Annotated in this window: 18 protein-coding genes; 13 read left to right on the top strand and 5 right to left on the bottom strand. The window is 74.4% G+C overall.

All coding sequences use genetic code 11. The features are described from left to right. The first annotated feature begins 106 nt into the window (after nucleotides 1-106). The 4 genes from ACL02R_RS27010 to ACL02R_RS26995 are packed head-to-tail and all read left to right on the top strand — an operon-like array spanning nucleotide 107 to nucleotide 3,797. A complete protein-coding gene (locus ACL02R_RS27010; RefSeq protein WP_412799577.1) occupies nucleotides 107-1,054 on the top strand; it encodes an ABC transporter ATP-binding protein in 948 nt (315 codons plus the stop codon). Continuing rightward, on the top strand, nucleotides 1,051-1,893 hold the full coding sequence (locus ACL02R_RS27005; RefSeq protein ID WP_412799576.1) for an ABC transporter permease: 843 nt from the start codon (nucleotides 1,051-1,053) through the stop codon (nucleotides 1,891-1,893). Before ACL02R_RS27010 ends, ACL02R_RS27005 begins: the two co-directional genes overlap by 4 nt. A 44-nt stretch (nucleotides 1,894-1,937) precedes the next feature. Then, entirely contained in the window at nucleotides 1,938-3,182 is a 1,245-nt protein-coding gene (locus tag ACL02R_RS27000; protein WP_412799575.1) for a sensor histidine kinase, read from the top strand. A 6-nt stretch (nucleotides 3,183-3,188) separates the two neighbouring features. Then, nucleotides 3,189-3,797: a response regulator gene (locus tag ACL02R_RS26995; RefSeq protein WP_412799574.1), complete on the top strand. Its 609-nt coding sequence runs from the start codon at nucleotides 3,189-3,191 to the stop codon at nucleotides 3,795-3,797. Nucleotides 3,798-3,892: 95 nt separating this feature from the next. On the opposite strand, the gene ACL02R_RS26990 is transcribed toward ACL02R_RS26995, so the two are convergent. Beyond that, complete coding sequence (locus tag ACL02R_RS26990) at nucleotides 3,893-4,075, bottom strand: hypothetical protein (RefSeq protein WP_412799573.1); 183 nt, start codon at nucleotides 4,073-4,075, stop codon at nucleotides 3,893-3,895. A gap of 77 nt (nucleotides 4,076-4,152) precedes the next feature. On the opposite strand from ACL02R_RS26990, the gene ACL02R_RS26985 reads away from it, so the two are divergent. Further along, the gene (locus tag ACL02R_RS26985) at nucleotides 4,153-5,463 is read left to right on the top strand and encodes an aspartate aminotransferase family protein (protein ID WP_412799572.1); all 1,311 of its coding nucleotides are present in this window, start codon (nucleotides 4,153-4,155) and stop codon (nucleotides 5,461-5,463) included. Nucleotides 5,464-5,550: 87 nt separating this feature from the next. Here the strand turns inward: ACL02R_RS26985 and nagB are convergent, their stop codons facing one another. The 3 genes from nagB to ACL02R_RS26970 form a co-directional block, all read right to left on the bottom strand. Further along, nucleotides 5,551-6,336: a glucosamine-6-phosphate deaminase gene (nagB, locus tag ACL02R_RS26980; protein WP_412799571.1), complete on the bottom strand. Its 786-nt coding sequence runs from the start codon at nucleotides 6,334-6,336 to the stop codon at nucleotides 5,551-5,553. Then, entirely contained in the window at nucleotides 6,329-9,175 is a 2,847-nt protein-coding gene (locus ACL02R_RS26975) for an FAD-binding and (Fe-S)-binding domain-containing protein (protein ID WP_412799570.1), read from the bottom strand. Before ACL02R_RS26975 ends, nagB begins: the two co-directional genes overlap by 8 nt. A 66-nt stretch (nucleotides 9,176-9,241) precedes the next feature. Then, nucleotides 9,242-10,144 carry a MurR/RpiR family transcriptional regulator gene (locus tag ACL02R_RS26970; protein WP_412799569.1) on the bottom strand — a complete coding sequence of 301 codons (903 nt, stop codon included), beginning with the start codon at nucleotides 10,142-10,144 and terminating at the stop codon, nucleotides 9,242-9,244. Between the two features lie 207 nt (nucleotides 10,145-10,351). Between ACL02R_RS26970 and ACL02R_RS26965 the strand changes: the two genes are divergently transcribed. The 8 genes from ACL02R_RS26965 to ACL02R_RS26930 all read left to right on the top strand — a co-directional run bounded on the left by ACL02R_RS26965 (nucleotide 10,352) and on the right by ACL02R_RS26930 (nucleotide 19,432). After that, nucleotides 10,352-11,908 carry an ABC transporter substrate-binding protein gene (locus ACL02R_RS26965; RefSeq protein WP_412799568.1) on the top strand — a complete coding sequence of 519 codons (1,557 nt, stop codon included), beginning with the start codon at nucleotides 10,352-10,354 and terminating at the stop codon, nucleotides 11,906-11,908. A gap of 168 nt (nucleotides 11,909-12,076) precedes the next feature. Beyond that, the gene (locus tag ACL02R_RS26960) at nucleotides 12,077-13,048 is read left to right on the top strand and encodes an ABC transporter permease (protein ID WP_412799567.1); all 972 of its coding nucleotides are present in this window, start codon (nucleotides 12,077-12,079) and stop codon (nucleotides 13,046-13,048) included. After that, a complete protein-coding gene (locus tag ACL02R_RS26955) occupies nucleotides 13,045-13,959 on the top strand; it encodes an ABC transporter permease (RefSeq protein ID WP_412799566.1) in 915 nt (304 codons plus the stop codon). The genes ACL02R_RS26960 and ACL02R_RS26955 overlap by 4 nt, the downstream gene beginning before the upstream one ends. Next, nucleotides 13,956-14,879, top strand: a complete 924-nt coding sequence (gene murQ / locus ACL02R_RS26950) for an N-acetylmuramic acid 6-phosphate etherase (protein WP_412799565.1) — start codon at nucleotides 13,956-13,958, stop codon at nucleotides 14,877-14,879. The genes ACL02R_RS26955 and murQ overlap by 4 nt, the downstream gene beginning before the upstream one ends. Beyond that, complete coding sequence (locus ACL02R_RS26945; protein WP_412799564.1) at nucleotides 14,876-16,060, top strand: anhydro-N-acetylmuramic acid kinase; 1,185 nt, start codon at nucleotides 14,876-14,878, stop codon at nucleotides 16,058-16,060. Before murQ ends, ACL02R_RS26945 begins: the two co-directional genes overlap by 4 nt. Continuing rightward, nucleotides 16,057-16,590, top strand: coding sequence for a GNAT family N-acetyltransferase (locus ACL02R_RS26940; protein WP_412799563.1), 534 nt, complete (start codon nucleotides 16,057-16,059; stop codon nucleotides 16,588-16,590). The genes ACL02R_RS26945 and ACL02R_RS26940 overlap by 4 nt, the downstream gene beginning before the upstream one ends. After that, on the top strand, nucleotides 16,587-17,738 hold the full coding sequence (locus ACL02R_RS26935) for a serine hydrolase domain-containing protein (protein WP_412799562.1): 1,152 nt from the start codon (nucleotides 16,587-16,589) through the stop codon (nucleotides 17,736-17,738). Before ACL02R_RS26940 ends, ACL02R_RS26935 begins: the two co-directional genes overlap by 4 nt. A 5-nt stretch (nucleotides 17,739-17,743) precedes the next feature. Then, entirely contained in the window at nucleotides 17,744-19,432 is a 1,689-nt protein-coding gene (locus ACL02R_RS26930; RefSeq protein WP_412799561.1) for an ABC transporter ATP-binding protein, read from the top strand. Between the two features lie 487 nt (nucleotides 19,433-19,919). On the opposite strand, the gene ACL02R_RS26925 is transcribed toward ACL02R_RS26930, so the two are convergent. After that, the gene (locus tag ACL02R_RS26925) at nucleotides 19,920-21,932 is read right to left on the bottom strand and encodes a beta-galactosidase (RefSeq protein ID WP_412799560.1); all 2,013 of its coding nucleotides are present in this window, start codon (nucleotides 21,930-21,932) and stop codon (nucleotides 19,920-19,922) included. Between the last annotated feature and the right edge of the window lie 117 nt (nucleotides 21,933-22,049).

Below are 22,049 nucleotides of genomic sequence, written 5' to 3'. Positions count from 1 at the left end.
TCCCGCGCGCGCCGCCCGGCGCCCCGGCGCCCGGCATGACAGATGTCATGCGAGGTCATGACAGTCCGCACGCCACCGCGGCCCTCCCCGGCGGGAGTCTTGAGGCATGACCGACACAGCTATCAGCGCGAGCGGCCTGTGGCGCCGGTACGGCCCCCCGGGGGACAGCGGGTTCGACGCCGTGCGCGGCCTCGACCTCGACGTCCGCGAGGGCGAACTCCTCGCACTCCTCGGCACCAACGGCGCGGGCAAGACGTCCACCCTGGAGGTGCTGGAGGGCCTGGCCCCCGCGACCCGGGGGACCGTGCGCGTCCTGGGCCGCGACCCGTTCACCGAACGCCGCGCCGTACGGCCTGACATCGGCATCATGCTCCAGGAAGGGGGCTTCCCCTCCGACCTGACCGCCGGGGAGACCGCCCGCATGTGGGCGGGCTGCACGAGCGGCGCGCGCCCGGTGGGGGAGGTCCTGGAGACGGTCGGCCTGTCGCAACGCGCCGGGGTCCGCGTCAAGCAGCTCTCCGGCGGCGAGCGGCGCAGGCTCGACCTGGCGCTCGCCCTGCTGGGCCGCCCCCGGGTCCTCTTCCTGGACGAGCCCACCACCGGGATGGACGCCGAGGCGCGCCGGGCGACCTGGCAGGTCGTCCGCGACCTGCTGGCGGACGGTACGACCGTCCTCCTCACCACGCACTACCTGGAGGAGGCCGAGGAGCTGGCCGACCGGCTCGCCATCATGCACAGGGGCCGGATCGCCGTCTCGGGGACGACCGCGTCCGTCACGGCGCGCAGCGCGTCGCGCATCCGCTTCCGCCTCCCCGAGGACGTGGCGCGCTGGCGGCTGCCCGCCGCGCTGGGCGCGCGTGGCGACGGCCAGGACGTACGGATCGCCACGCACGACCTCCAGGGCGCCCTGACGGAGCTGCTGCTGTGGGCGCGCGACCAGGGCGTGGCGATCGCGGACCTCGACGCCCGCACGGCGTCGCTCGAAGAGGCGTTCCTCGACATCGCGGGGGACAGCAGGCGGCATGACGGCACGACGGAGGTGGCCGACCGATGAGCACGACCCCGCCCACGACGACCCCGCACACGAAGACCCCGCCCACGACGATCCGGCGCACGGCACCCGCGCGCACGACCACCGCGAGCCGCACGGCCGCCCTCGCCCGCGCCGAGGTCACCCTGCTCCTGCGCAACCGCACCGCGCTGTTCACCGCCCTCGTCATGCCGCCGCTGATGATCGCCGTGACCAAGCCGACGCTCGACCGCGCGGGCGCCCCCGCCGAGACCGGGCTCAGCTCCGCCGAGCTCCTCCTCACCGGCGGCGTCGTCATGGTGCTGACGCTCGTCGTCTACACCACCCTCGTCGCCGCGTACGTGAGCCGCCGCGAGGAGCTCGTGCTGAAGCGCCTGCGCACCGGCGAGGTACGCGATCCCGAGATCCTCGGCGCCACCGCCCTCCCCGCCGCCGTGATCGCCCTCGCGCAGATCGCCCTGCTGGTCGTACTGGGCGCCGCCCTGTGGGGCGGACGGCTCCCGGAGCGCCCCGACCTGATGCTCGCCGGCGTGGCCCTGGGCACGGTCATGACCGCGGCGCTCGCCGCCGCGACCGCCGCGGTCACCCGCACGGTCGAGAGCGCGCAGGTGACGGCGCTGCCGCTGCTCCTCGTCGCGCTCCTCGGCTCGGGCGTCACGGTGCCGCTCGACGTGTTCCCCGACGGAGCCGCCGACGTGCTGCGCCTCCTGCCGCTCACGCCGGTGACCGACCTGGTACGTGGCGGCTGGATCGGCGGCCTGGATGCGCAGGAGACGCTGCGCGCACTCGGGACGGCGGCCGCGTGGACGGTACTGTCGGTGCTCGCCGTGCGGCGCTGGTTCCGCTGGGAGCCGCGCGGCTGAGCCCGCGCACCGGCACGGCGGACGACAGGGGAGCGCGAGACAGCATGCAGCACCGTACGCCCGGCGCCGCGGCGGCCGGCCCCCGGTGGCCCCGGTGGTGGACCGGCCGCTCCAGCACCGCCAGGGTCGAACTGATCACCCATGTGAGTTTCCACCTCTACGCCCTCGGGATGGCCGTCTCCGCCGCCGTCAGCGTGACGGGGACCCTCCACACGCCGGAGGCCGACGTGGCGGCCGTCGCCCTCTTCCTGGCCTACGGCCTGGCGGTCGGCCACGCGGCCTCCCAGGCGCTGCGCTGGACGGTCGGCCGCCGCGACCGGCCCACCGCGCTCATGGCGGCGGTCGTCGCGGTGGCGTTCCTGCTGCTGCCGCTCGTCCTGCGGGGACACCCGGCCGACCCGCCGCAGGACGACGAGCTGGCCTACGTCTTCGCGATCGGCTGCGTGACGCTCCCGCTGGCCGTGCTCACGGTGGGGGCGGTCTCGGCGCCCCGGATCGCCGGGCTCGTCGCGGCGGCGGTCGCGGTGGTGACGGTCGCCGGCGCGGTGGCCGGGCTGGCGGCGGGACCGGTCGCCGTGCACGCCTGGATCGCGTTCTGGCTCGCGGGCGGCGCGGCGTTCTTCGGCCGCCTCTCGGGCTGGATCATGCAGATCATGTGGGAACTGTTCGACGCCCGCGACACGCGCGCCCAGCTCGCGGTGGCGGAGGAACGGCTCAGGTTCGCCCGCGACCTCCACGACGTCATGGGCCGCAACCTCTCCGTCCTCGCCCTCCGCAGCGAACTCGCCGCCAGGCTCGCCAGGCGCGGCGCCGCCGACGCGGCGGCCGCGCAGATGGAGGACGTGCAGCGCACCGCCCAGGAGGCGCAGGCCGAGATCCGCGCCGTCGTCCGCGGCTACCGCGAGGCCGACCTCGCCACCGAACTCTCCGGCGCCCGCGGCGTGCTGGAGTCCGCGGGCATCGACTGCGCCATCGACACCCCGCGCCCCGTGCCCCTCGCCCCGGCGGCGCAGGCGGCACTCGGCTGGGTGGTCCGCGAGGCCACCACCAACGTCCTGCGCCACTCCGACGCCGCCGGCTGCGAGATCCGCCTGCGCGTGGACGGCGAACGGGCCGTCCTCACCGTCGCCAACAACGGCGCGCGCCCCGCCGCGCAGCAGGGCGCCGGCACCGGCCTCACCGGCCTGCGTGAACGGCTCGCCACCCTCGGCGGCACCCTCACCACCCGCGCCCAGGACGGCACGTTCGTCCTGACCGCCTCCGTCCCCCGCCAGGAGGAAGAAAGGTAAGGAACGATGACCCTGCGCGTGCTGCTCGCCGACGACGAGCACCTCATCCGCGGCGCCCTCGCGGCGCTGCTCGCCCTGGAGGACGACCTGGAGGTGGTCGCCGAGGCCGCCGAGGGCGACGAGGCGCTGGCCATGGCACGCGCGCACACCCCCGACGTCGCCGTGGTGGACCTCAACATGCCGGTGCGCGACGGCCTGTCCGTCGCGGCGGAGCTGCGGACCCTGCTGCCCGGCTGCGCCGTGCTGATCGTGACGAGCCACGGCCGTCCCGCCGCCCTCAGGCAGGCGCTGGCGGCCGGGGTGCGCGGCTTCCTGCCGAAGACCGTCTCCGCGCAGCGGCTCGCCGAGATCATCCGCCTCGTCCACGGCGGCACGCGCTACATCGATCCCGAACTGGCGGCGGACGCCATCAGCGCGGGCGACTCACCCCTCACCGAGCGGGAGGCGGACGTCCTCGCCCTCGCGGCGGACGGCGCCCCCGTCGCCGAGATCGCCCGCCGCGCCTCCCTCGCCCCCGGCACCGTGCGCAACTACCTGTCGGCGGCCACCGCGAAGCTCGGCGCGGAGAACCGCCACGCGGCGGCCCGCCTCGCCCGCGACCGCGGCTGGCTCTGACCCGGCACCCGCCGGGGCGGCCGTGCCTCAGCCGGGCGGCGGGCCCGGCGGGGACGCGGCGAGCGCCCGCGCCGTGCCGACGAGGCCGGCGGCCCTCACCCGGGCCGGCTTCGCCGGGAAGTCGTGCCCCCGAAGCGGACGGGCCCGGTCTCCCGCGCGAGCGCCGCGAGGTGCCGGCCCACGGTCGCGGTGAAGCAGGCGAGGTTGCGGGCGGCGGCGCCGACGGAGCCCGCCGCGAGCACGGCCCGCAGGATCGCGAGGCGATGGGGGTTCAGCACGCGACGTCGAGGCCACACCGGACGATCCGCGGGTTCTCTCGCTTGTTGCGGGCGATCCGTGCCGCCAGGGTGGTGCCATGGACGAGCGATTCAGGGAAGAAGCCGACCGCCTGCTGATCCGCTACGGCGCGGACTTCAGCCCGCGCGTCATCGAACGCGCCGCCGGCGCCTACGTGTACGACGACCGGGGGCAGCCGATCCTCGACTTCACCTCCGGCCAGATGAGCGCCGTGCTCGGCCACGCGCACCCCGACGTCGTCGCGGCGGTCACCGCGGCCGTCGGGACCCTCGACCACCTCTACAGCGGCATGCTCAGCCGGCCCGTCCTCGACCTGGCCGCCGCCCTCGCCGCCACCCTCCCGCCCGAACTGGGCAGGATGCTGCTCCTCACGACGGGCGCCGAGTCCAACGAGGCGGCGATCAAGCTCGCCAAGCTCTACACCGGCCGCTGGGAGATCGTCTCGTTCGACCGGTCCTGGCACGGGATGAGCCACGGCGCGGCGTCCGCGACGTTCTCGGCCGGGCGCCGGGGATACGGGCCGCCCGTGCCGGGCAACCTCACCCTCCCCACGCCCGACGCCTACCGGTCACCGTTCCGCGCCGCCGACGGCTCCCACGACTGGGCCGCGGAACTCGACCACGGCTTCGCGATGATCGACCGCCAGTCCTCCGGCAGCCTCGCCGCCTGCCTCGTGGAGCCCATCCTCTCGTCGGGCGGCATCATCGAGCTGCCGCCCGGCTACCTCGCCCGGCTCAGGGAACTGTGCGACCAGCGCGGGATGCTGCTCATCCTGGACGAGGCGCAGACCGGGCTCGGCCGCACCGGCACCCTCTACGCGTTCGAACGCGACGGCGTCGTCCCCGACCTGCTGACGCTCTCCAAGACCCTGGGCGCGGGACTGCCCGTGGCGGCGGTGCTCACCGGCGAGCGCATCGAACGCGTCTGCCACGAGCGGGGGTTCCTCTTCTTCACCACGCACGTGTCCGACCCGCTCGCCGCCACGGTCGGCGCGACGGTGCTGCGGGTCGTCCAGCGGGACGGGCTCGTCGCCCGCGCGGCGGAACTCGGCCGCCAGCTCGGCGCCCGGCTCGCGGAGCTGCACGAGCGCTACGACATCGTCGGCGACGTGCGTGGCCGCGGCCTGCTCCAGGGCCTCGAACTCGTCACCGACCGGCGCAGCAGGACGCCCGCGGACGCCCTCGGCCAGGCGGTCACCCGCGACTGCCTGGACCACGGCCTGCACCTCAACATCGTCCAGCTCCCCGGCATGGGCGGCGTCTTCAGGATCGCGCCGCCGCTCACCGTGACCGAGTCCGAGCTGCACGCCGGGCTGGACATCCTCGCCGCCGCCGTGGAACGCGCGGCCTCCCGCCGGGCCGCCGCCTGACGGCCACCGCTCCCGGGGCGGCCCTTGCCGGCCGCCCCAGGACGTGTCACCGGAGGATCGCGTCGGCGGCGGCGCCGGCGGGCACGGTCAGATGTGCTGCGGGGCGGGCTTGTTGGCCCAGGCGTGGCGGTAGTAGTCGAGATGGGTGAGGCGGGACGCCGCGGGCTCGTCCACGATCACGGTCGTGTGGGCGTGCAGCTGGATCGCCGACGCGGGGACGCTCGCGGTGAGCGGCCCCTCCACCGCCGCGGCGACGGCGTCGGCCTTCGCCGCGCCGAACGCCAGCAGGATCAGGTGGCGGGCGCGCAGGATCGTGCCGATGCCCTGCGTGACGCAGTGGACCGGCACCTCCTCCACCGAGCCGAAGAAGCGGGCGTTGTCCCGCCGCGTCTGCTCGGTGAGCGTCTTCAGCCGGGTCCGCGACGTGAGGGACGACCCCGGCTCGTTGAAGCCGATGTGCCCGTCCGTGCCGACGCCGAGCAGCTGGACGTCGACCGGTCCCGCCGCGGCGAGCGCGCGTTCGTACGCCTCGCCCGCCGTGTCCGCGCGCGCCGGGTCGCCGTCGGGCACGTGGACGCGGTCGGGGGACAGGCCGAGCGGGACGGTCACCTCCCGGGTGATGACCGAGCGGTAGCTCTCCGGGTGCGCGGGCGGCAGGCCGACGTACTCGTCCAGGGCGAAGCCCGAGACGCGGCCGACGTCCACGCCCTCCTCGGCGATCAGCCGGGCGAGCGCCCGGTAGACGGGGAGCGGCGAGGAGCCGGTCGCGAGGCCGAGCACCGCATCCGGGTTCCGCCTGACCGTGTCGAGGACGGTGCGGGCCGCGAGCTGCCCGCCGGTGTCCGGGTCGGGGACGACGACGACTTCAGCCATGGTCTCTTTCCTGGGGCGTGTGCGGGGTGCGGGTGGCTCGTTCGAGCAGTTCGAGCAGGTGCCGGAAGTCGCGGCCCGTGGCGCGGCTCATGCCCAGCTCGCAGGTGCGGTTGGCGGAGGCGTGGGCGGCGAACTCGCGGGCTGTCAGCTCGGCGGCCTCGGGCGCGGTGGCGGACGCGGTCAGCTCCGGGTGCAGGAGCCCCCGGTCACCGGCGAACGCGCAGCAGCCCCAGTCGTCGGGGACGTGGACGTCGTCCGAGAGGCACCCGGCGATCGCGGTCATGGCGGCGTTGGTGCCGAGCCGCGTCGAGGAACAGGTGTGGTGCAGGGCGAGGGAGTCGAGCGGCTCGGTGACGGTCAGCGCGTCGAGGAGGTGCTCGTGCGTGAACTCCACCGCGTCGACGATGCGCAGACCGGCCAGTCCGCCGCCCGCCTCGGCGGCGCCCGCGCGCATCGTCTCCAGGCCCTCCGTGCAGGAGGCGGCGTCGCAGACGACGGGCAGTTCGCCGTGCCGGGAGGCTTCCCACAGGGCGGGCAGCACCGTGTCGGTCATGCGCTGGTAGCCCTTGGTGTGGCCCTTCGACTTCCACGGGGTGCCGCAGCACATCGAGCCGATGCCCTCGGGCACCACGACCTCGACCCCGGCGCGGGCGCAGAGCGCGAGGAACGCGTCCGCCACGCCCCCGTTCGCCTCCGATTTCTGGTCAGGACCGAAGAGCGCGCCGACGCAGGAGGGGACGTACACGGCGGCGGGCCGCGCGGCGGCGACGGGCCTGCGCGCCCTGCCCCCGGCCGGGAGGTCGCCGCCGTACAGCGGCACGGTGTCGGCGCCGGCCACGGCGCGGCCCGCCCGCGTCACGGCGGTGACCACGGAGGAGGGCAGCGCCGAGGCCGTCGTCAGGGCGATTCCGGCGAGCCGGGTGCCCGCCCCCCAGTGCCCGGCGGAGAAGTTCCAGGCGGCACGCTGGAGACCGCCCCCGTCCTCCTGGCGCAGCCGGCGGACGAGGTCGCCGGTGTTGATGTGCACGGGGCAGGCGACCTGGCACATGCCGTCCACCGCGCACGTGTCCACGCCCGCGTACGCGTAGTCCTCGCGCAGCTCGGCGAGCAGCGCGGTGTCGCCCGCCTCCTCGGCGGTGCGCATCTCCCGGCGCAGCACGATGCGCTGACGCGGCGTCAGCGTCAGGTCCTTCGACGGGCAGGCGGGCTCGCAGTAGCCGCACTCGACGCAGCGGTCCACCTCCTCCTCGACCGCCGGGACGCGCTTGAGGTCCCGCAGGTACGAGTCCGGGTCGTCGGAGAGGACCACGCCCGGGTTGAGCAGCCCGGCCGGATCGAACAGCCGCTTGACCTCGCGCATCACCGCGTACAGCTCGTCCCCGTACTGCCTGCGGACGAACGGCGCCATGATCCGGCCGGTGCCGTGCTCGGCCTTCAGGGAGCCGCCCATGCCGAGGACCAGCCCGACCATGTCCTCGGTGAACCGGCGGTAGCGGTCGAGCGAGGCCGGGTCGTCGAAGCGCTCGCTGAGCATGAAGTGGACGTTGCCGTCCTTCGCGTGGCCGAAGATGACGGTCTCGCCGTAGCCGTGCCCCGCGACCAGGGACGTCAGCTCCTCGCAGGTGGGCAGCAGCGCGGGCACCGGGACGACGATGTCCTCCAGCAGCGCCGTCGTGCCCTGCGGGCGGGCGCCCGCGACGGTCGTGTAGAGGCCCTTCCTGATGTGCCACAGGCGGGCGCGCTCCGCGGCGTCGCCGGTCAGGGCGAGCGGCACGGCCAGGTCGAGGCCGGTCAGCGCGGGCTCCCCCGCGGCGCGCTGCCCGGCCAGGTCCTGCGCGGTCGCGCCCAGGAACTCGACGAGGAACGCGGCGTGCCCCTCCACCGTGAGCCCGGCGAGCGCGGCGGGGGCGTCCGGCTCGGCCTGTGCCAGGCGCAGGGAGGTGGCGTCCATCAGCTCGATCGTCGCGAGCCCGGCGGAGACGAGGCCGGGCAGCGCGGCGGTGGCGGCGGCCAGCGTGGGGAAGACGGCCAGGCCGGTGGCGGCGGCGGGCAGGGCGGGGACGGTGCGGAAGGTCGCCTCGGCGATGAAGCCGAGCGTCCCCTCGCTGCCGACGATCAGGTGCGTCAGGATGTCGACGGGACTGTCGAAGTCGAGGAACGCGTTCACCCCGTAGCCCATGGTGTTCTTCATGGCGAACAGCCGCCGCACGGTCCGCACCGACTCGGGGTTGCCGCGCACGCGGTCGCGCAGCGCCAGCAGGCCTGTGTACAGGCCGGCTTCGGTGGCGCGCAGCCGCTCGTCGGCGTCGGGCGCGCCGGTGTCGAGGACCGTGCCGCCCGGCAGCACGACGACCAGGGAGTCGAGCGTGCGGTACGTGTTCTGCTCGGTGCCGCAGGCCATGCCGCTGGAGTTGTTCGCCACCACGCCGCCGACGGTGCAGGCCACCTCGCTCGCCGGGTCGGGGCCGAGCTTGCGGCCGTACCGGGCGAGGCGCGTGTTGACCTGGCGCACGGTCGCGCCCGGCTGGACGCGCACCCGCGCGCCGTCGTCCAGGACCTCGATGCGGCGGAAGTGGCGCCGTGTGTCGGCCAGCAGCCCGTCGGTGACGCCCTGGCCGCTGAGGCTCGTGCCGCCCGACCTGAAGGTCAGCGGCCGCCCGTCCGCGCGGGACGCGCGCAGCAGGGCGGCGACGTCGTCCGCGCCGCGCGGCGCGGCCACCTCCTGGGGGACGAGCAGGTAGTGCGAGGCGTCGTGTGCCGCCGCGAGGCGGTCGAGCGCCCGCGTGCCGGGCGCCCTGCCCGCGTCCGTGCGCGCGGGCGTGGTCTTCCTCGGGCCCATCGCGGCGCCCCTTTCCGTGGTTCTGGGACTTCTCGTGGTCCTGGTGCGCGCCCGCCCGGTCCCGGGTCAGCGCTTCTTGTCGGAGGCGGGCAGGCGGACGGCGGCGTAGGTGTTGCGCAGCGCGGACTGCGACGCGTCGTACGACGCCTGCGCGACCCCGGTGAACAGGCAGTCCACCACCATCAGCTGGGCGATCCTGCTGCCCAGCGCGCCCGCGCGGAACCGGGTCTCCCTGGCGGCGGTCGTCAGCGTGACGTCGGCGTTGACGCCGAGCCGCGAGCCCTCGTGGTTGGTGATGGCGACGCTCGACGCCCCGGCCGCGCGCGCGAGTGTGAGGAATTCCACTGTGTCCGCCGTCTCGCCCGAGTGGGAGACGACCACGACGACGCAGGACGCGTCGAGGGTGGCGGCGGACGTCCAGGCGTTGTGCGAGTCGGGCCAGTTGAGCGCCGTGCGGCCGATGCGGGTGAGCTTGCGCTGGAGGTCGAGCGCGACCAGGGAGCTGGCGCCGACCCCGAAGCAGTCCACGCGCCGGGCCGCGGTGATCAGCCCGACGGCCCTGGCGAGCGCCTGCCGGTCGAGGGTGCGGGCCGTGTCGGCTATGGACAGCGTCTCGTTGCGCGCGACCTTGGCGATCACCTCGTCCAGGCTGTCGTCGAGGTCTATGTCCCCGGAGACGGACGGGACTTCGGCGTGTGCCAGCTTCTCGCGAGTGGCCTCCCGCGCAACGTCGATCCTGAGGTCGCGATAGTGTGCGTAACCGATGCGCTTGTAGAAGCGGACGACGGAGGTCGTCGACGTGCCGCACTGCTGGGCCAGGTCCGCGATGGACAGGTCCGCGGAGTCGACCGGTGCATCCAGGAACGCCTGCGCGATGCGGCGTTCGGACGGCCGCAACGACGGCAGTACGGCACGCATCCGCACCAACACCGTTCTGGAGTCCGGCCGTTCGGTCGATTCGTCGGCCACGCTCACTCCTTCCGTCCCGCTGTGTCACGGGCGGCCAACGGTACCGGCCGCCAGTGACGTAAATGTGTTCGGGCAACATATTTACATACGAGAAGCGTTGGAGGTAAGTTTCTGCCTCATCCCGGCCCATGCAGGTTCACCGTCACGGCCGGAGGGGTGCCGGCACCTCCCGAGCCGGACGTCGCTCACACGATCGAGGAAAGACCCATGTCACACAGATCGCGGATACTTCGCAGCGCGACCGCCGTACTGAGCGGGGCCGTGGCGACCTCGCTGCTCCTGAGCGGATGCGGCGGCTCGGACTCGGACGACGACTCGTCGGGCGGTTCCGGTTCCAACGGCGGCACCCTCGTCCTCGGCGTCACCTCCGACGCCGACACCCTGTTCCCCTGGAAGGCCACGCAGTTCCAGGCGGTCAACGTCATGCAGACCATCTACGGGACGCTGACCGAGCTGGACGACGGCCTGAGCGTCGTCCCCGGCCTCGCGGAGTCGTGGGAGACCTCCGAGGACGGTCTCACCCTGACCTTCACGCTCCGCAAGAACGTCACTTACGCCGACGGCAGCACCTTCGGCTCCGAGGACGTCAAGAGCTCCCTCGACCTGATCGCCGACGAGGAGACCGCCGCGGTCGCCGCCTCGTCCCTGGCCTCGGTCGAGTCGGTGGAGGCCCCCGACGAGCACACCGTCGTGCTGCACCTGAGCAACCCCGACGCCTCGCTGCCCGCCAACCTGGCCTCCATCAACATGGCCATCCTGTCCTCGGACGACACCGAGGAGGAGCTGAACACCACGCCGAACGGCACCGGCCCGTTCCTCTTCGACAGCCGCGTCGCCAACCAGTCGATCACGCTGAAGAAGAACCCCGAGTACTGGGGCTTCCCGGTCGCCCTCGACGGCGTCGAGTTCCAGGTCATCCCCGACGAGTCGGCGATCGTCTCCGCCCTCCAGTCCGGCAACGTGCAGCTCGCCGTCTTCGACGACCCGCTGGTGGCCGACACCGCCAGGGGCGGCAGCGTCACCGTGGACAGCGTCCCGCAGCTCAGCTACCACGCGCTCCAGCTCAACGCGACGCACGGCGACCTCGCCGACCTGAACGTCCGGCTCGCCATCCAGTGCGCCATCGACCGCCAGGAAGTCCTCGACACCGCCGCGCTCGGCGAGGGCCAGGTCACCGGCCCGATCACCTCCCCGGCCTTCCTGTCCGACCCGGCCGCGCGCCCCTGCCCCGAGCGCGACCTCGACAAGGCGGCCGAGTACCTCGCCGCCTCGGGCAAGACGGACGTGACGATCTCCACCATCGTCTCGCAGGGCGAGTACGCCACCTCGGTCAACGAGGCGCAGAACCTTCAGTCCCAGCTCGCCGAGGCCGGGATCACGCTGGACCTGGAGGTCCTGGAGTCCGGTGCCTACGTGGACCGCTGGGTCGCCGGTGACTTCGACGCCGCTGTCGCCCTCAACGGCGGACGCCCCGACCCCGAGGGCATGTACGGCCGCTACTTCACCAGCGACGGCAACCTGAACCCGGTGGCCGGCTACAGCTCGGACGAGCTGGACGACCTGTTCGCCCAGGGCCGCGTGACCGACGACGTCGAGGAGCGGCGCGACATCTACCGCCAGGTGTCCGAGGAGCTGGAGGACAACGCGGCCTGGATCTGGCTGTTCACCAGCTACAGCTACACCGCGTCCTCCTCCTCGGTGCAGGGCTTCGTGCCGCGCGCCGACGGGTCGCTGGTCGGGCTCCGCTCGGCCACCATGTCCTGACCGGTCGGCCCGCCTGACCGCACCGCCGGCCCCTCCAGCCGGCCCGGCCGGTCCGACCGCCCCCACCGGGCGGCCGGACCGGCCCCCAGCCCGACCAGTCCGACCGCCGGGCCCGGGGCCCGCACTCCCGCGGACCCCGCGCCACGGCCGGAGACCTCTGCGAGAACCATGCTCAGAAAACTCACCAGGAACCGCGTCACCCGAAGGATCGCCTCCTCCCTGGCGACCCTGCTCGGCGTCGCGATCCTCGTCTTCATCATGCTGCGCGCCATCCCGGGCGACCAGATCACGGCGGGCCTGGGCACGGAGGCTGCGGCGCTGACCCCCGACCAGCGGGCCGACCTGGAGGCGTACTACGGCATCGACAAGCCCCTCCTCACCCAGTTCTTCTCCTGGATCGGCAACCTGCTCACGGGAAACCTCGGCTTCTCCTCCCGCGCCCAGGAGAGCGTGCTCGACCTGACGCTCAAGTCCCTGCCCGTCACGCTCGAACTGGCGCTGCTCGCGATCGTCATCGCGCTGCTCATCGGCATCCCCCTGGGCATGCTCTCCGCCTCGAAGCCCGACTCGCCGCGCGACGCGGCAGGCCAGGTGGTCGGTCTCGCCGGACTGTCCATCCCCGCCTTCCTGCTCGCCACCACCCTGCTGTCGGTCCTCGCCTCGTCCTACGGCTTCAACCCCAACGGCAAGCCGTTCGCCGGGCTGTTCGACGACCCGCTGCTCAACCTCCAGCAGATGCTGCTGCCCGCGCTGGTCCTCGGCTTCGGCATCGCCGCCCCGATCATGCGCACGACCCGCACCGCCGTCCTCGAAGTGCGCTCCAACGACTTCGTCCGCACCGCGCGCGCCAAGGGCGTCCCCGCGAAGCGCCTCCAGGTGCGGCACGTGCTGGGCAACGCCATGGTGCCCATCGTCACCATGGTCGGCCTCCAGTTCGGCTACCTGCTGGGCGGCGCGGTCGTCGTGGAGCAGGTCTTCTCCGTCCCGGGGATCGGCCGTCAGGTCCTGCTCGGCATCCAGCAGAAGGAGTACGCGCTCGTGCAGAGCACCGTCCTGGTCATCGCGGTGGCGTTCGTGCTCGTCAACCTGCTGACCGACATCACCTACCGCCTGATCGACCCCAGGGTGCGTGCCTCATGACCGACATCGCGCAGGCCGCCGGTCCCGGCACCGGCCCGGCCCTCGAACCCGGTCTTCCCCCCGCCTCCGGGCGCACCCAGCGGCTGCGCGCCCTGCTGCGCAGCCCCAGCGGCCTCATCGGCCTGATCCTGATCGCCCTGCTGGCCGTGGCCGCGGTGGCGTCCTGGCTCGACCTGCTGCCGTACGACCCCGTCGCGCAGGACCCGCCGTCCCGGCTGCTCTCCCCGTCGGCCGACCACCTGCTCGGCACCGACCAGTTCGGCCGCGACGTGTTCTCCCGCGTGGCCGCGGGCGTCGGCAACTCGGTCCTGATCGCCGTCGTCGCCGTGCTGTTCGCCTCGGTCGTCGGCACCCTCGGCGGCCTGGTCTCCGGCTTCTTCCGGGGCTTCGCCGACACCGCGATCGGCGGCGTCGCCAACGTGCTGTTCGCCTTCCCGCCGCTGCTGCTGGCCCTCTCCCTCGCCGCGGTGTTCGACCGCAACTGGTTCACCGTCGCCATCGCCATCGCCGTCGTGTACGCGCCGATCTTCATCCGCGTCACCCGCGGCCCGGTGCTGTCGCTGCGCGAGATCGAGTACGTGAAGGCCGCCACCAGCACCGGCCAGCGCCGCATCGCCACGATGTTCCGCCACGTGCTGCCGAACATCACGTCCCTCGTGATCGTGCAGATCACCCTCTCGCTGTCCTGGGCCGTGCTCACCGAGGCGTCGCTCAGCTTCCTCGGCCTCGGCACACCGCCGCCCGCCCCCTCGCTGGGCTCCATGATCTTCGAGGCGCGCACCCTCGTCTCCATCGCCCCCTGGACGCTGTACGGCCCCGGCGCGGTCGTCGTCCTCCTCGTCGTCGGGCTGAACCTGCTCGGAGACGGCCTGCGCGACGCTCTCGACCCAAGAAACCGAGGAAAGAAATGAGTTCCGCCAGCCGCGACGTCCGCCGGCTCACCGGCCTGTCCACCGAGGCTGCCGATCCTCGCTACGCGACCGTCGACCGCATGCCGGTGGCCGAACTGGCGGCCGCGATGAACGACGCCGACGCCGGTGTCCCCGCCGCCGTCGCCCGCGCCCTGCCCCAGATCGTGCCCGCGATCGAGGGCGCCGCAGAGCGGATGAAGGCGGGCGGACGCCTGATCTACACCGGCGCGGGCACCCCCGGCCGCATCGGCGTGCTCGACGCCTCCGAGTGCCCCCCGACGTTCAACACCGCGCCGGGGCAGGTCCAGGCGATCATCGCGGGCGGCCCCGACGCCATCGTCACCTCCAAGGAAGGCGCCGAGGACGACCCGCTCGCCGGCGCCGCCGCCATGGACGACGCGGAGGTCGGCCCCCAGGACACCGTGATCGGCATCGCGGCCAGCGGCAGGACCCCGTACGTCATCGGCGCCGTGCGGCGCGCCCGGGAGCGCGGCGCCCTCACCGTCGGCCTGTCCTCCAACGCGGACACCGAGCTGAGCGCCGCCGCCGAGCACGCCGTCGAGGTGCTCGTCGGCCCCGAGCTGATCAGCGGCTCCACCCGCCTCAAGGCGGGCACGGCGCAGAAGCTCGTGCTCAACATGTTCTCCACCATCACCATGGTCCAGCTCGGCAAGACCTACGGGAACCTCATGGTCGACGTCAGGCCGACCAACGCCAAGCTCCGCGAACGGGCCGTCCGCATCGTCACCGCCATCACCGGCGCCGACCGCGACGAGGCCGTCAGGACCCTGGAGGACAGCGGCTACGAGGTGAAGCTCGCCGCCCTGCGGATCGCCGCCAACATCGACGCGCACGCCGCGTCCGCCCGCCTGGAGAAGACCGGGGGACGGCTGCGCGCCGCCATCGAGGAGGCGTCGTGAGAATCCTCGGCATGATCTCCGGCACGTCGCACGACGGCATCGACACCGCCGTCGTCACCTTCACCAGGTCGGGCGACCGCCTGCACGGCACCGTCGAGCACACCGGCAGCGCCTCCTACACGCCGGAGCTGCGCGCCCGCCTCCTGGCCGCGCTGCCGCCCGCCCCGACCACGCTCGCCGAGATCTGCGAACTCGACACCCTCATCGGGCAGAGCTTCGCCGGCGCCGCGGCCGAGGCCGTCGCCGCCGCGGGCCCCGTGGACCTCGTCGTCTCGCACGGCCAGACCGTCTACCACTGGGTGGACGCCGGAACGGCCCTCGGCACGCTCCAGATCGGCCAGCCCGCCTGGATCGCCGAACGCACCGGCACCCCGGTCCTCTCCGACGTCCGCATCCGCGACATCACCGCGGGGGGCCACGGCGCGCCCCTGGTCTCCTACCTGGACGGGCTGCTGCTCGCCGGACTCGGCGGCACCCCCGCCGCCCTCAACCTCGGCGGCATCGCCAACATGACCGTCGTGCGCGGCGCCGCCGACCTGTACGCCTACGACATCGGCCCGGCCAACGCGCTCATCGACGCGGCCGTGACCGACACCGGCGCCCACCCCGGCGGCTACGACGAGGACGGCCTGCTCGCCGCCTCAGGCACCGTCGACGCACGCCTGCTCGCCGTCCTCCTCGACGACGCGTACTACCGCCTGCCCGCGCCCAAGAGCACCGGCAAGGAGCACTTCCACACCGCCTACGTCGCCGACGCCCTCGCCAGGGCGGGCACAACCCCGGCCCCGGCCGACCTCATCGCGACGCTCACCGAGCTGACCGTCCGCACCGTCGCCGACGACGTGCGCGCCGCCGGTGTGGACACCCTCGTCGTCTCGGGCGGCGGCTGCCGCAACCCCGTCCTGATGGCCGGGCTGCGCGCGGCGCTCCCCGGCGTACGCCTGCTGCTGTCCGACGAGTTCGGCGCGCCGGCGGACGACAAGGAGGCCATCGCGTTCGCCCTCATCGGCTGGTGCACCGCGCACGGTCTGCCGGGCGCGACGCCCGCCGGGACCGGCGCCCGCGAGGCGCGCCTGCTCGGCAGCATCACGCCGGGCGCGGGCCCCCTGCGCCTGCCCGAGCCCCTGCCGCAGCCGCCGCGCGCCCTGACGCTGGAGACGAAGGGCGGCACCGGAGCATGACGCCGCCGCTGCGGGCCGCGACGGTCGCCGACCTCACGGGCATCACGGACACCTTCCTCGCCTGCTGGCACGGGAGTTACGCGGCCGTGCTCCCGCGGCGGCTGACCGACGCCATGACGCGCCCCCGGGCCCTGGCCCTGTGGACCCGCGTGCTGGAGACGGCCGCCCCCGGCGAGGTCGTCGTCCAGCCCGCGCCCGACGGCTCCGGCGCGGTCCTCGGCGTCACCCGCTGGGCGATGCCGCCCGGCGGCGGCACGGGCACGGTCCACTCGCTGTACGTCTCCCCGCTCGCCCAGGGCCACGGCACCGGCACCGCGCTGCTCACCGCCGCGGCGTCGGCGCTGCGCGACGCGGGCGCCACCGCCGCGACCCTGTGGGTCTTCCGGGACAACGCGCCCTCCGTCGCGTTCTACCGCCGCCGCGGCTGGCTCCCGGACGGTGCGGAGCGCACCCAGGAGGAGTTCGGCGAGCCCGAGATACGCCTCGCCCGCGCGCTCGGCTGCGCCTCCGCGGACGGAGCCGTGGCATGAACGCGCTCACGGACGCCGTCGCCCGGCTGACCACCACCGTGCCCCCGGACGCGCCGCCGTCCGCGCGGCCACCGGCGGGCGCGGCCCTGGCCGTACGGGCGCCCGGCTTCGACGGCGCCGCCGCGGCCGGGCTGCGCGCCCTGCCTTCCAACGAGGCCCCCGACGGCCTGCCCATGAACACGGACACGCACCACGACCTGGCATCCGTGACCAAGGTGGCCGCGACCACCACCGCGCTGATGCGCCTCGTCTCCACCGGCGACGCCGGGCTCGACACCCCGGTGCGCCACTACGTCCCGCGGTTCACCGGCGGCGCCAAGGACGACGTGACGGTGCGCGACCTCCTGCTGCACCGGGGCGGCCTGTGGGAGTGGTGGCCGCTCTACGTCGCCGCCACCGGCCGGGACGACGCGCTGCGCCGCGCCGCCGAACTGCCCCTGCGCTACGCCCCCCGCACCGGCCGCCACTACTCCGACCTCGGCTTCATGCTCCTCGGCCAGGTCGTCGAGGCGGCGGCGGGCACGGACCTGTCCGGCGCGGTGGCCGCGCTCGTCACCGGCCCGCTCGGCATGACCGGCACCCGCTACGGGCACCCCGCCGGAGCCGAGGTCGCCACCAGCTCGCCCGGCGACGGCGTCGAGATCACCATGCTCGACACCGGCACCCCGCACCCCGTGCCGCATCGCAGCGCGGACTTCCGCGGGTGGCGGCGCGGCCCGGTCACGGGACGGCCGAACGACGGCAACGCCCACCACGCGCTGGGCGGTGTGTCCGGCCACGCGGGCCTGTTCGCGCCGCCCGCCGACCTGATCACCCTGGCCGCCGCCCTGGCCGACCACACCCGGCACGAGGACCTGTGGGACCCCCGCACGGCCGAGGAGTTCTTCGCGCCGGGCCCCGACGCCGGGCAGTCCCTCGGCTTCCGCCGCTACGAGCTGCGGGTCGGCCCGGAGCGCCTCCCGCTGCTCGGCCACCCCGGCTTCACCGGCTGCGCGGTCGGGTTCGTCCCCGGCCGCGGCATCGCCCTGGCCCTCGCCACCAACCGCCTGCTGACCCCCGGGGCCCCCGTGCCGACCGACGCCCTGTGGGCCGAGGCGCGCGCGGTGGCGGGCCGGGTGGCGCACGACTCCGCACGACCGCAAAGGTGACCACCATGGCAACGCCGACGCCCGTCCTGTCCATCCGCGACCTCTCCGTCTCCTTCCGCTCCGGCACCGGCGAGGTCCCCGCGGTCAAGGGTGTGTCGATCGAGGTCCTGCCCGGCAGGACGGTCGCCGTCGTGGGCGAGTCCGGTTCCGGCAAGTCCACGACCGCCGCCGCCGTCAACCGGCTGCTGCCCCCCGGCGGGCGCATCACCGGCGGCCAGGTCCTCTTCGACGGCCGCGACCTCGCGCGGCTGAGCGAACGCGAGATGGTCGCGGTCCGCGGCGCGCAGATCGGCTTCGTCCCCCAGGACCCGATGTCGAACCTCAACCCGCTGATGCGCATCGGCGACCAGATAGCCGAGGCCCTGGAGGTGCACGGCCTGGCCGCGGGCAAGGCCGCCCACGCCCGCGTCACCGAACTGCTCGACATGGTCGGCATCCCCGACCCGGCGCGGCGCGCCAACCAGTACCCGCACGAGTTCTCGGGCGGCATGCGGCAGCGCGCGCTGATCGCCATGGGCCTCGCCTGCAAGCCCCGCCTGCTGATCGCCGACGAGCCGACCTCGGCGCTCGACGTGACGGTGCAGCGCCGCATCCTCGACCAGCTGTCCGAGCTGATCGAGGAACTGGGCACCAGCGTCTTCCTGATCACCCACGACCTGGCGCTCGCCGCCGAACGCGCCGACAGCATCGCCGTGATGTACCACGGCGAGATCGTCGAGTCGGGCGACGCCGCCCGTATCCTCGCCGACCCGCAGCACGACTACACCCGGCGCCTGCTGCGCGCCGCGCCCAGCCTCGCCTCGGCCCGCACGGTCGTCGCCGTCCCCGCGCGCCCCACCGGACGCCACGCGGCCACCGTCACCGGGACCCCGGGTGCCGCCGGGACGCCCGCCGCCGAGGGCGGCCTGGTGGAGGTCCGGAACCTGTCGAAGGTCTTCACACTCAGGTCCGCGGGGCGCGGCGGCGAGACGGAGCACTTCACCGCCGTCGACGACGTCAGCTTCGGCATCGCGCGCGGCCGTACCGTGTCGATCGTCGGAGAGTCGGGCTCCGGCAAGTCCACCACCGCCAACCTCCTGCTCGGCCTGGAGAAGGCGACCTCGGGCCGGATCGACTTCGACGGCACCGACCTCGCCGGGCTGCGCCGCAAGGAGATGTTCGCGTTCAGGCGCCGGGTGCAGCCGGTGTTCCAGAACCCGTACGCGTCCCTCGACCCCCGCTACACGGTCGGCCAGTCCATCGCGGAGCCGCTGCGCGTGCACCGCGTCGGCACGGCCGCGAGCCGCAGGAAGGAGGCCGCCAGGCTGCTCGACCAGGTCGCCCTCCCGGCGGCCATGGCGGAACGGCTGCCGCACGAGCTGTCCGGCGGCCAGCGGCAGCGCGTCGCGATCGCGCGGGCCCTGGCGCTGTCGCCCGAACTGATCGTGCTGGACGAGGCGGTGTCCGCGCTCGACGTGCTGGTGCAGGCGCAGATCCTCGAACTGCTGGCCGAGCTCCAGCGCGAACTGGGCCTCAGCTACCTGTTCATCAGCCACGACCTGGCCGTGGTGCGGATGATCTCGCACAGTGTCCACGTCATGCAGCGCGGGCGGATCGTCGAGAGCGGCACTCCGGAGGAGATCTTCGGCTCGCCGAGCACCCCGTACACGCGCGAACTCCTCGCCGCCATCCCCGGCGCGGGCCTCGCCGCGTAGCCGGCCCACCGCATCGGGAGACCTGTCGATCTGTCGACAGGTCTCCCGAGCGCGCACAGCCACCGGCCCCGCTCGCGGCGATGCCGTCGCACCACCAGGCCCTCGAACGCCCGCGCACCGCTCGCCGGGGGACACGCGCCGAACCGGGGCCGGGCGTGGGCCGGCGGCTCGGGGGATGCCGTGCGCCTGCGGGGCCTTTCGCACGGCCGGACGGCACGCGCTGCTCGCTCGGGGGACGTGTGGGCGGCGGCGAGGGGCCCCCGGAGGCCCAGAGTGGGGTGCGTGTCTCCGGAACACGCGTCACCTGCGGACTTTCCCACGGCTGGGCGCGGCGCGGAGAGTGGGCGTGAGCCGGTGTCTCCGGGGCGCTGTGTCCCACGCGCGCTTCGGGCTGCCCGGCGCGGCCCGGTGTGCGTCGTCGTCTGAACGGAGACGCGCCCCCGCGCGGACCGGCGGACGACGCCACCGGCCCGCGCGGGGGCGGCCGTCAGCGCCGCAGCACGGTGACGCCGCGCGGCGGTACGGGGAGCGCGCCGGTCAGCACCTCGCCCGTGACGCCGGGCAGCTCCACCGGCTCGTCCGTGCGGTTGACCAGGAACCAGTACGCGCCCCGCACGGTCAGCTCCACCCGTCCCCTCGCCTCCTCCGGCAGCTCGCCGGCGACGCCCGCCGCCGTGAGCAGCCGGCCGAGCAGCGGCGCCAGACCGGCGGGCCCGAGCCGGGTGGAGACGTACGCGGCAGAGCCGCCGCCGGGTGCGGGCAGGCGCGTCGCCGCCGGACGGCCCGCGAACGTACCGCCCGCGTAGGACGCGAGGACCTCGACGGCCGGGTCGGTGACGGTGATCCGGTCCGTCCACAGCGTGCCCGTGGCGCCGTCGTCCAGCTCCACGCGCTCGCCGTCGAGCAGCGGGGCGAACTCCTCGATCCGCAGGCCGAGCAGCTCGCGCAGCGGGCCCGGGTAGCCGCCCAGCCGCACGTGGTCGTTCTCGTCTACGACCCCGGAGAAGTAGGTCGTCACGAGGTGCCCGCCGCCCTCGACGTACGCGGCCAGCTCCTTCGCCACCGCGTCCGGCACGACGTGCAGGACGGGCGCGACGACCAGGCCGTAGCCGTCCAGCGCGGTGCCGAGCGGCACCACGTCGGCGCGCACGCCGAGCGCGAGGAACGCCGAGTACCAGTCCAGCGCCTCCTGCCGGTACCTCAGCCGGGACGAGGGGTGCGAGTCCTGCTCGCTGGCCCACCACGACTCCCAGTCGAACAGGATGGCGGCGGGCGCCTGTTCGTTCGGCGTACCGGCGACGGGCGCGAGGTCGTCGCGCAGTGTGCGGCCGAGCGCGACGACGGCGCGGAACACGTCGCTGTCCGGCCCGGCGTGCGGCACCATCGCCGAGTGGTACTTCTCGGCGCCCGCCGCCGACTGGCGCCACTGGAAGAAGCAGACGGCGTCGGCGCCGTGCGCGACGTGCAGCAGCGAGTCGCGGGCCAGCTCGCCCGGCGCCTTCGCCCGGTTGACCGGCTGCCAGTTGACGGCGCTGGTGGAGTGCTCCATCAGGAACCACGGATCGCCGCCCGCTATGCCGCGGGTGAGGCCGGCGGAGAACGACAGCTCGTCCAGCGCCTGCGGACCCGGCACCACGTAGTGGTCGTTCGAGACGAAGTCCACCTCGGCGGCCCAGTCCGCGTAGTCCATGCCCTTGGTCTCGCCCATGACCATGAAGTTCGTGGTGACCGGCACATCGGGTGTGATGCCCGCCAGCAGGTCGCGCTCGGCCCGCAGGTGGTCCTTCAGCGCGTCGGAGGAGAAGCGCTTGAAGTCGAGCTGCTGGGTCGGGTTGGGGTGCGAGGCCGCCAGCCGGGGCGGCTGGATCTGGTCCCAGCCGCTGTACCGCTGCGACCAGAACGCCGTCCCCCAGGCGTGGTTGAGCGCGTCCAGGGTCCCGTAACGGTCGCGCAGCCACTCGCGGAACGCGCGGGCGGCGTCGTCGGAGTAGTCGTAGACGTTGTGGCAGCCCAGCTCGTTGTTGACGTGCCAGGCGGTCAGCGCCGGATGCCCGGCGTACCGCTCGGCCAGGGCACCGGCCAGACGGAGCGCGTGCTCGCGGAAGACGGGCGACGTGGGCCGCCAGTGCTGCCGCGCGCCGGGGAAGACGGTCTCGCCGGTGCGCGTGACCGGCAGGATCTCCGGGTGCAGGGTGGTCAGCCACGGGGGCGGCGAGGCCGTCGCCGTGGCCAGGTCGACGGCGATGCCCCCCTCGTGCAGCAGGTCCATCACCTCGTCCAGCCAGGCGAAGTCCCAGGTGCCCGGGGCCGGCTGGATGCGCGCCCAGGAGAAGATGGCCAGCGAGACGATGTTGACGCCCGCCTCGCGCATCAGCCGGATGTCCTCCGGCCAGGTCTCGCGCGGCCACTGTTCCGGGTTGTAGTCGGCGCCGAAGGCGAAGCGCGGGGTGGCCGGGTCGGCCGGCCAGCGCAGCCAGCGGTGCCTGCGGGTGGAAGTCATCGTTCTCCCTTGGAGCCGGGCAGGGCGGGGCGGTGGGGGGGGGGGGGGGGGGGTCCCCCCCCCCCCCCCCCCCCCCCCCCCCCCCCCCCCCCCCCCCCCCCCCCCCCCCCCCCCCCC

It is taken from the genome of Streptomyces sp. MS19 (genome assembly GCF_047200595.1).
Taxonomy (GTDB): Bacteria; Actinomycetota; Actinomycetes; order Streptomycetales; family Streptomycetaceae; genus Streptomyces.
Note: the sequence above shows the minus strand (reverse complement) of the source record. Positions and strands in the feature narration are given on the sequence as shown.

What these genes read in the sequence shown, in the direction of transcription:
- ACL02R_RS27010 (WP_412799577.1), top strand. Translation starts at nt 107, where the DNA reads ATGACCGACACAGCTATCAGCGCGAGCGGCCTGTGGCGCCGGTACGGC.
- ACL02R_RS27005 (WP_412799576.1), top strand. Translation starts at nt 1,051, where the DNA reads ATGAGCACGACCCCGCCCACGACGACCCCGCACACGAAGACCCCGCCC.
- ACL02R_RS27000 (WP_412799575.1), top strand. Translation starts at nt 1,938, where the DNA reads ATGCAGCACCGTACGCCCGGCGCCGCGGCGGCCGGCCCCCGGTGGCCC.
- ACL02R_RS26995 (WP_412799574.1), top strand. Translation starts at nt 3,189, where the DNA reads ATGACCCTGCGCGTGCTGCTCGCCGACGACGAGCACCTCATCCGCGGC.
- ACL02R_RS26985 (WP_412799572.1), top strand. Translation starts at nt 4,153, where the DNA reads ATGGACGAGCGATTCAGGGAAGAAGCCGACCGCCTGCTGATCCGCTAC.
- nagB (WP_412799571.1), bottom strand. Translation starts at nt 6,336, where the DNA reads ATGGCTGAAGTCGTCGTCGTCCCCGACCCGGACACCGGCGGGCAGCTC.
- ACL02R_RS26975 (WP_412799570.1), bottom strand. Translation starts at nt 9,175, where the DNA reads ATGGGCCCGAGGAAGACCACGCCCGCGCGCACGGACGCGGGCAGGGCG.
- ACL02R_RS26965 (WP_412799568.1), top strand. Translation starts at nt 10,352, where the DNA reads ATGTCACACAGATCGCGGATACTTCGCAGCGCGACCGCCGTACTGAGC.
- ACL02R_RS26960 (WP_412799567.1), top strand. Translation starts at nt 12,077, where the DNA reads ATGCTCAGAAAACTCACCAGGAACCGCGTCACCCGAAGGATCGCCTCC.
- ACL02R_RS26955 (WP_412799566.1), top strand. Translation starts at nt 13,045, where the DNA reads ATGACCGACATCGCGCAGGCCGCCGGTCCCGGCACCGGCCCGGCCCTC.
- murQ (WP_412799565.1), top strand. Translation starts at nt 13,956, where the DNA reads ATGAGTTCCGCCAGCCGCGACGTCCGCCGGCTCACCGGCCTGTCCACC.
- ACL02R_RS26940 (WP_412799563.1), top strand. Translation starts at nt 16,057, where the DNA reads ATGACGCCGCCGCTGCGGGCCGCGACGGTCGCCGACCTCACGGGCATC.
- ACL02R_RS26935 (WP_412799562.1), top strand. Translation starts at nt 16,587, where the DNA reads ATGAACGCGCTCACGGACGCCGTCGCCCGGCTGACCACCACCGTGCCC.
- ACL02R_RS26930 (WP_412799561.1), top strand. Translation starts at nt 17,744, where the DNA reads ATGGCAACGCCGACGCCCGTCCTGTCCATCCGCGACCTCTCCGTCTCC.
- ACL02R_RS26925 (WP_412799560.1), bottom strand. Translation starts at nt 21,932, where the DNA reads ATGACTTCCACCCGCAGGCACCGCTGGCTGCGCTGGCCGGCCGACCCG.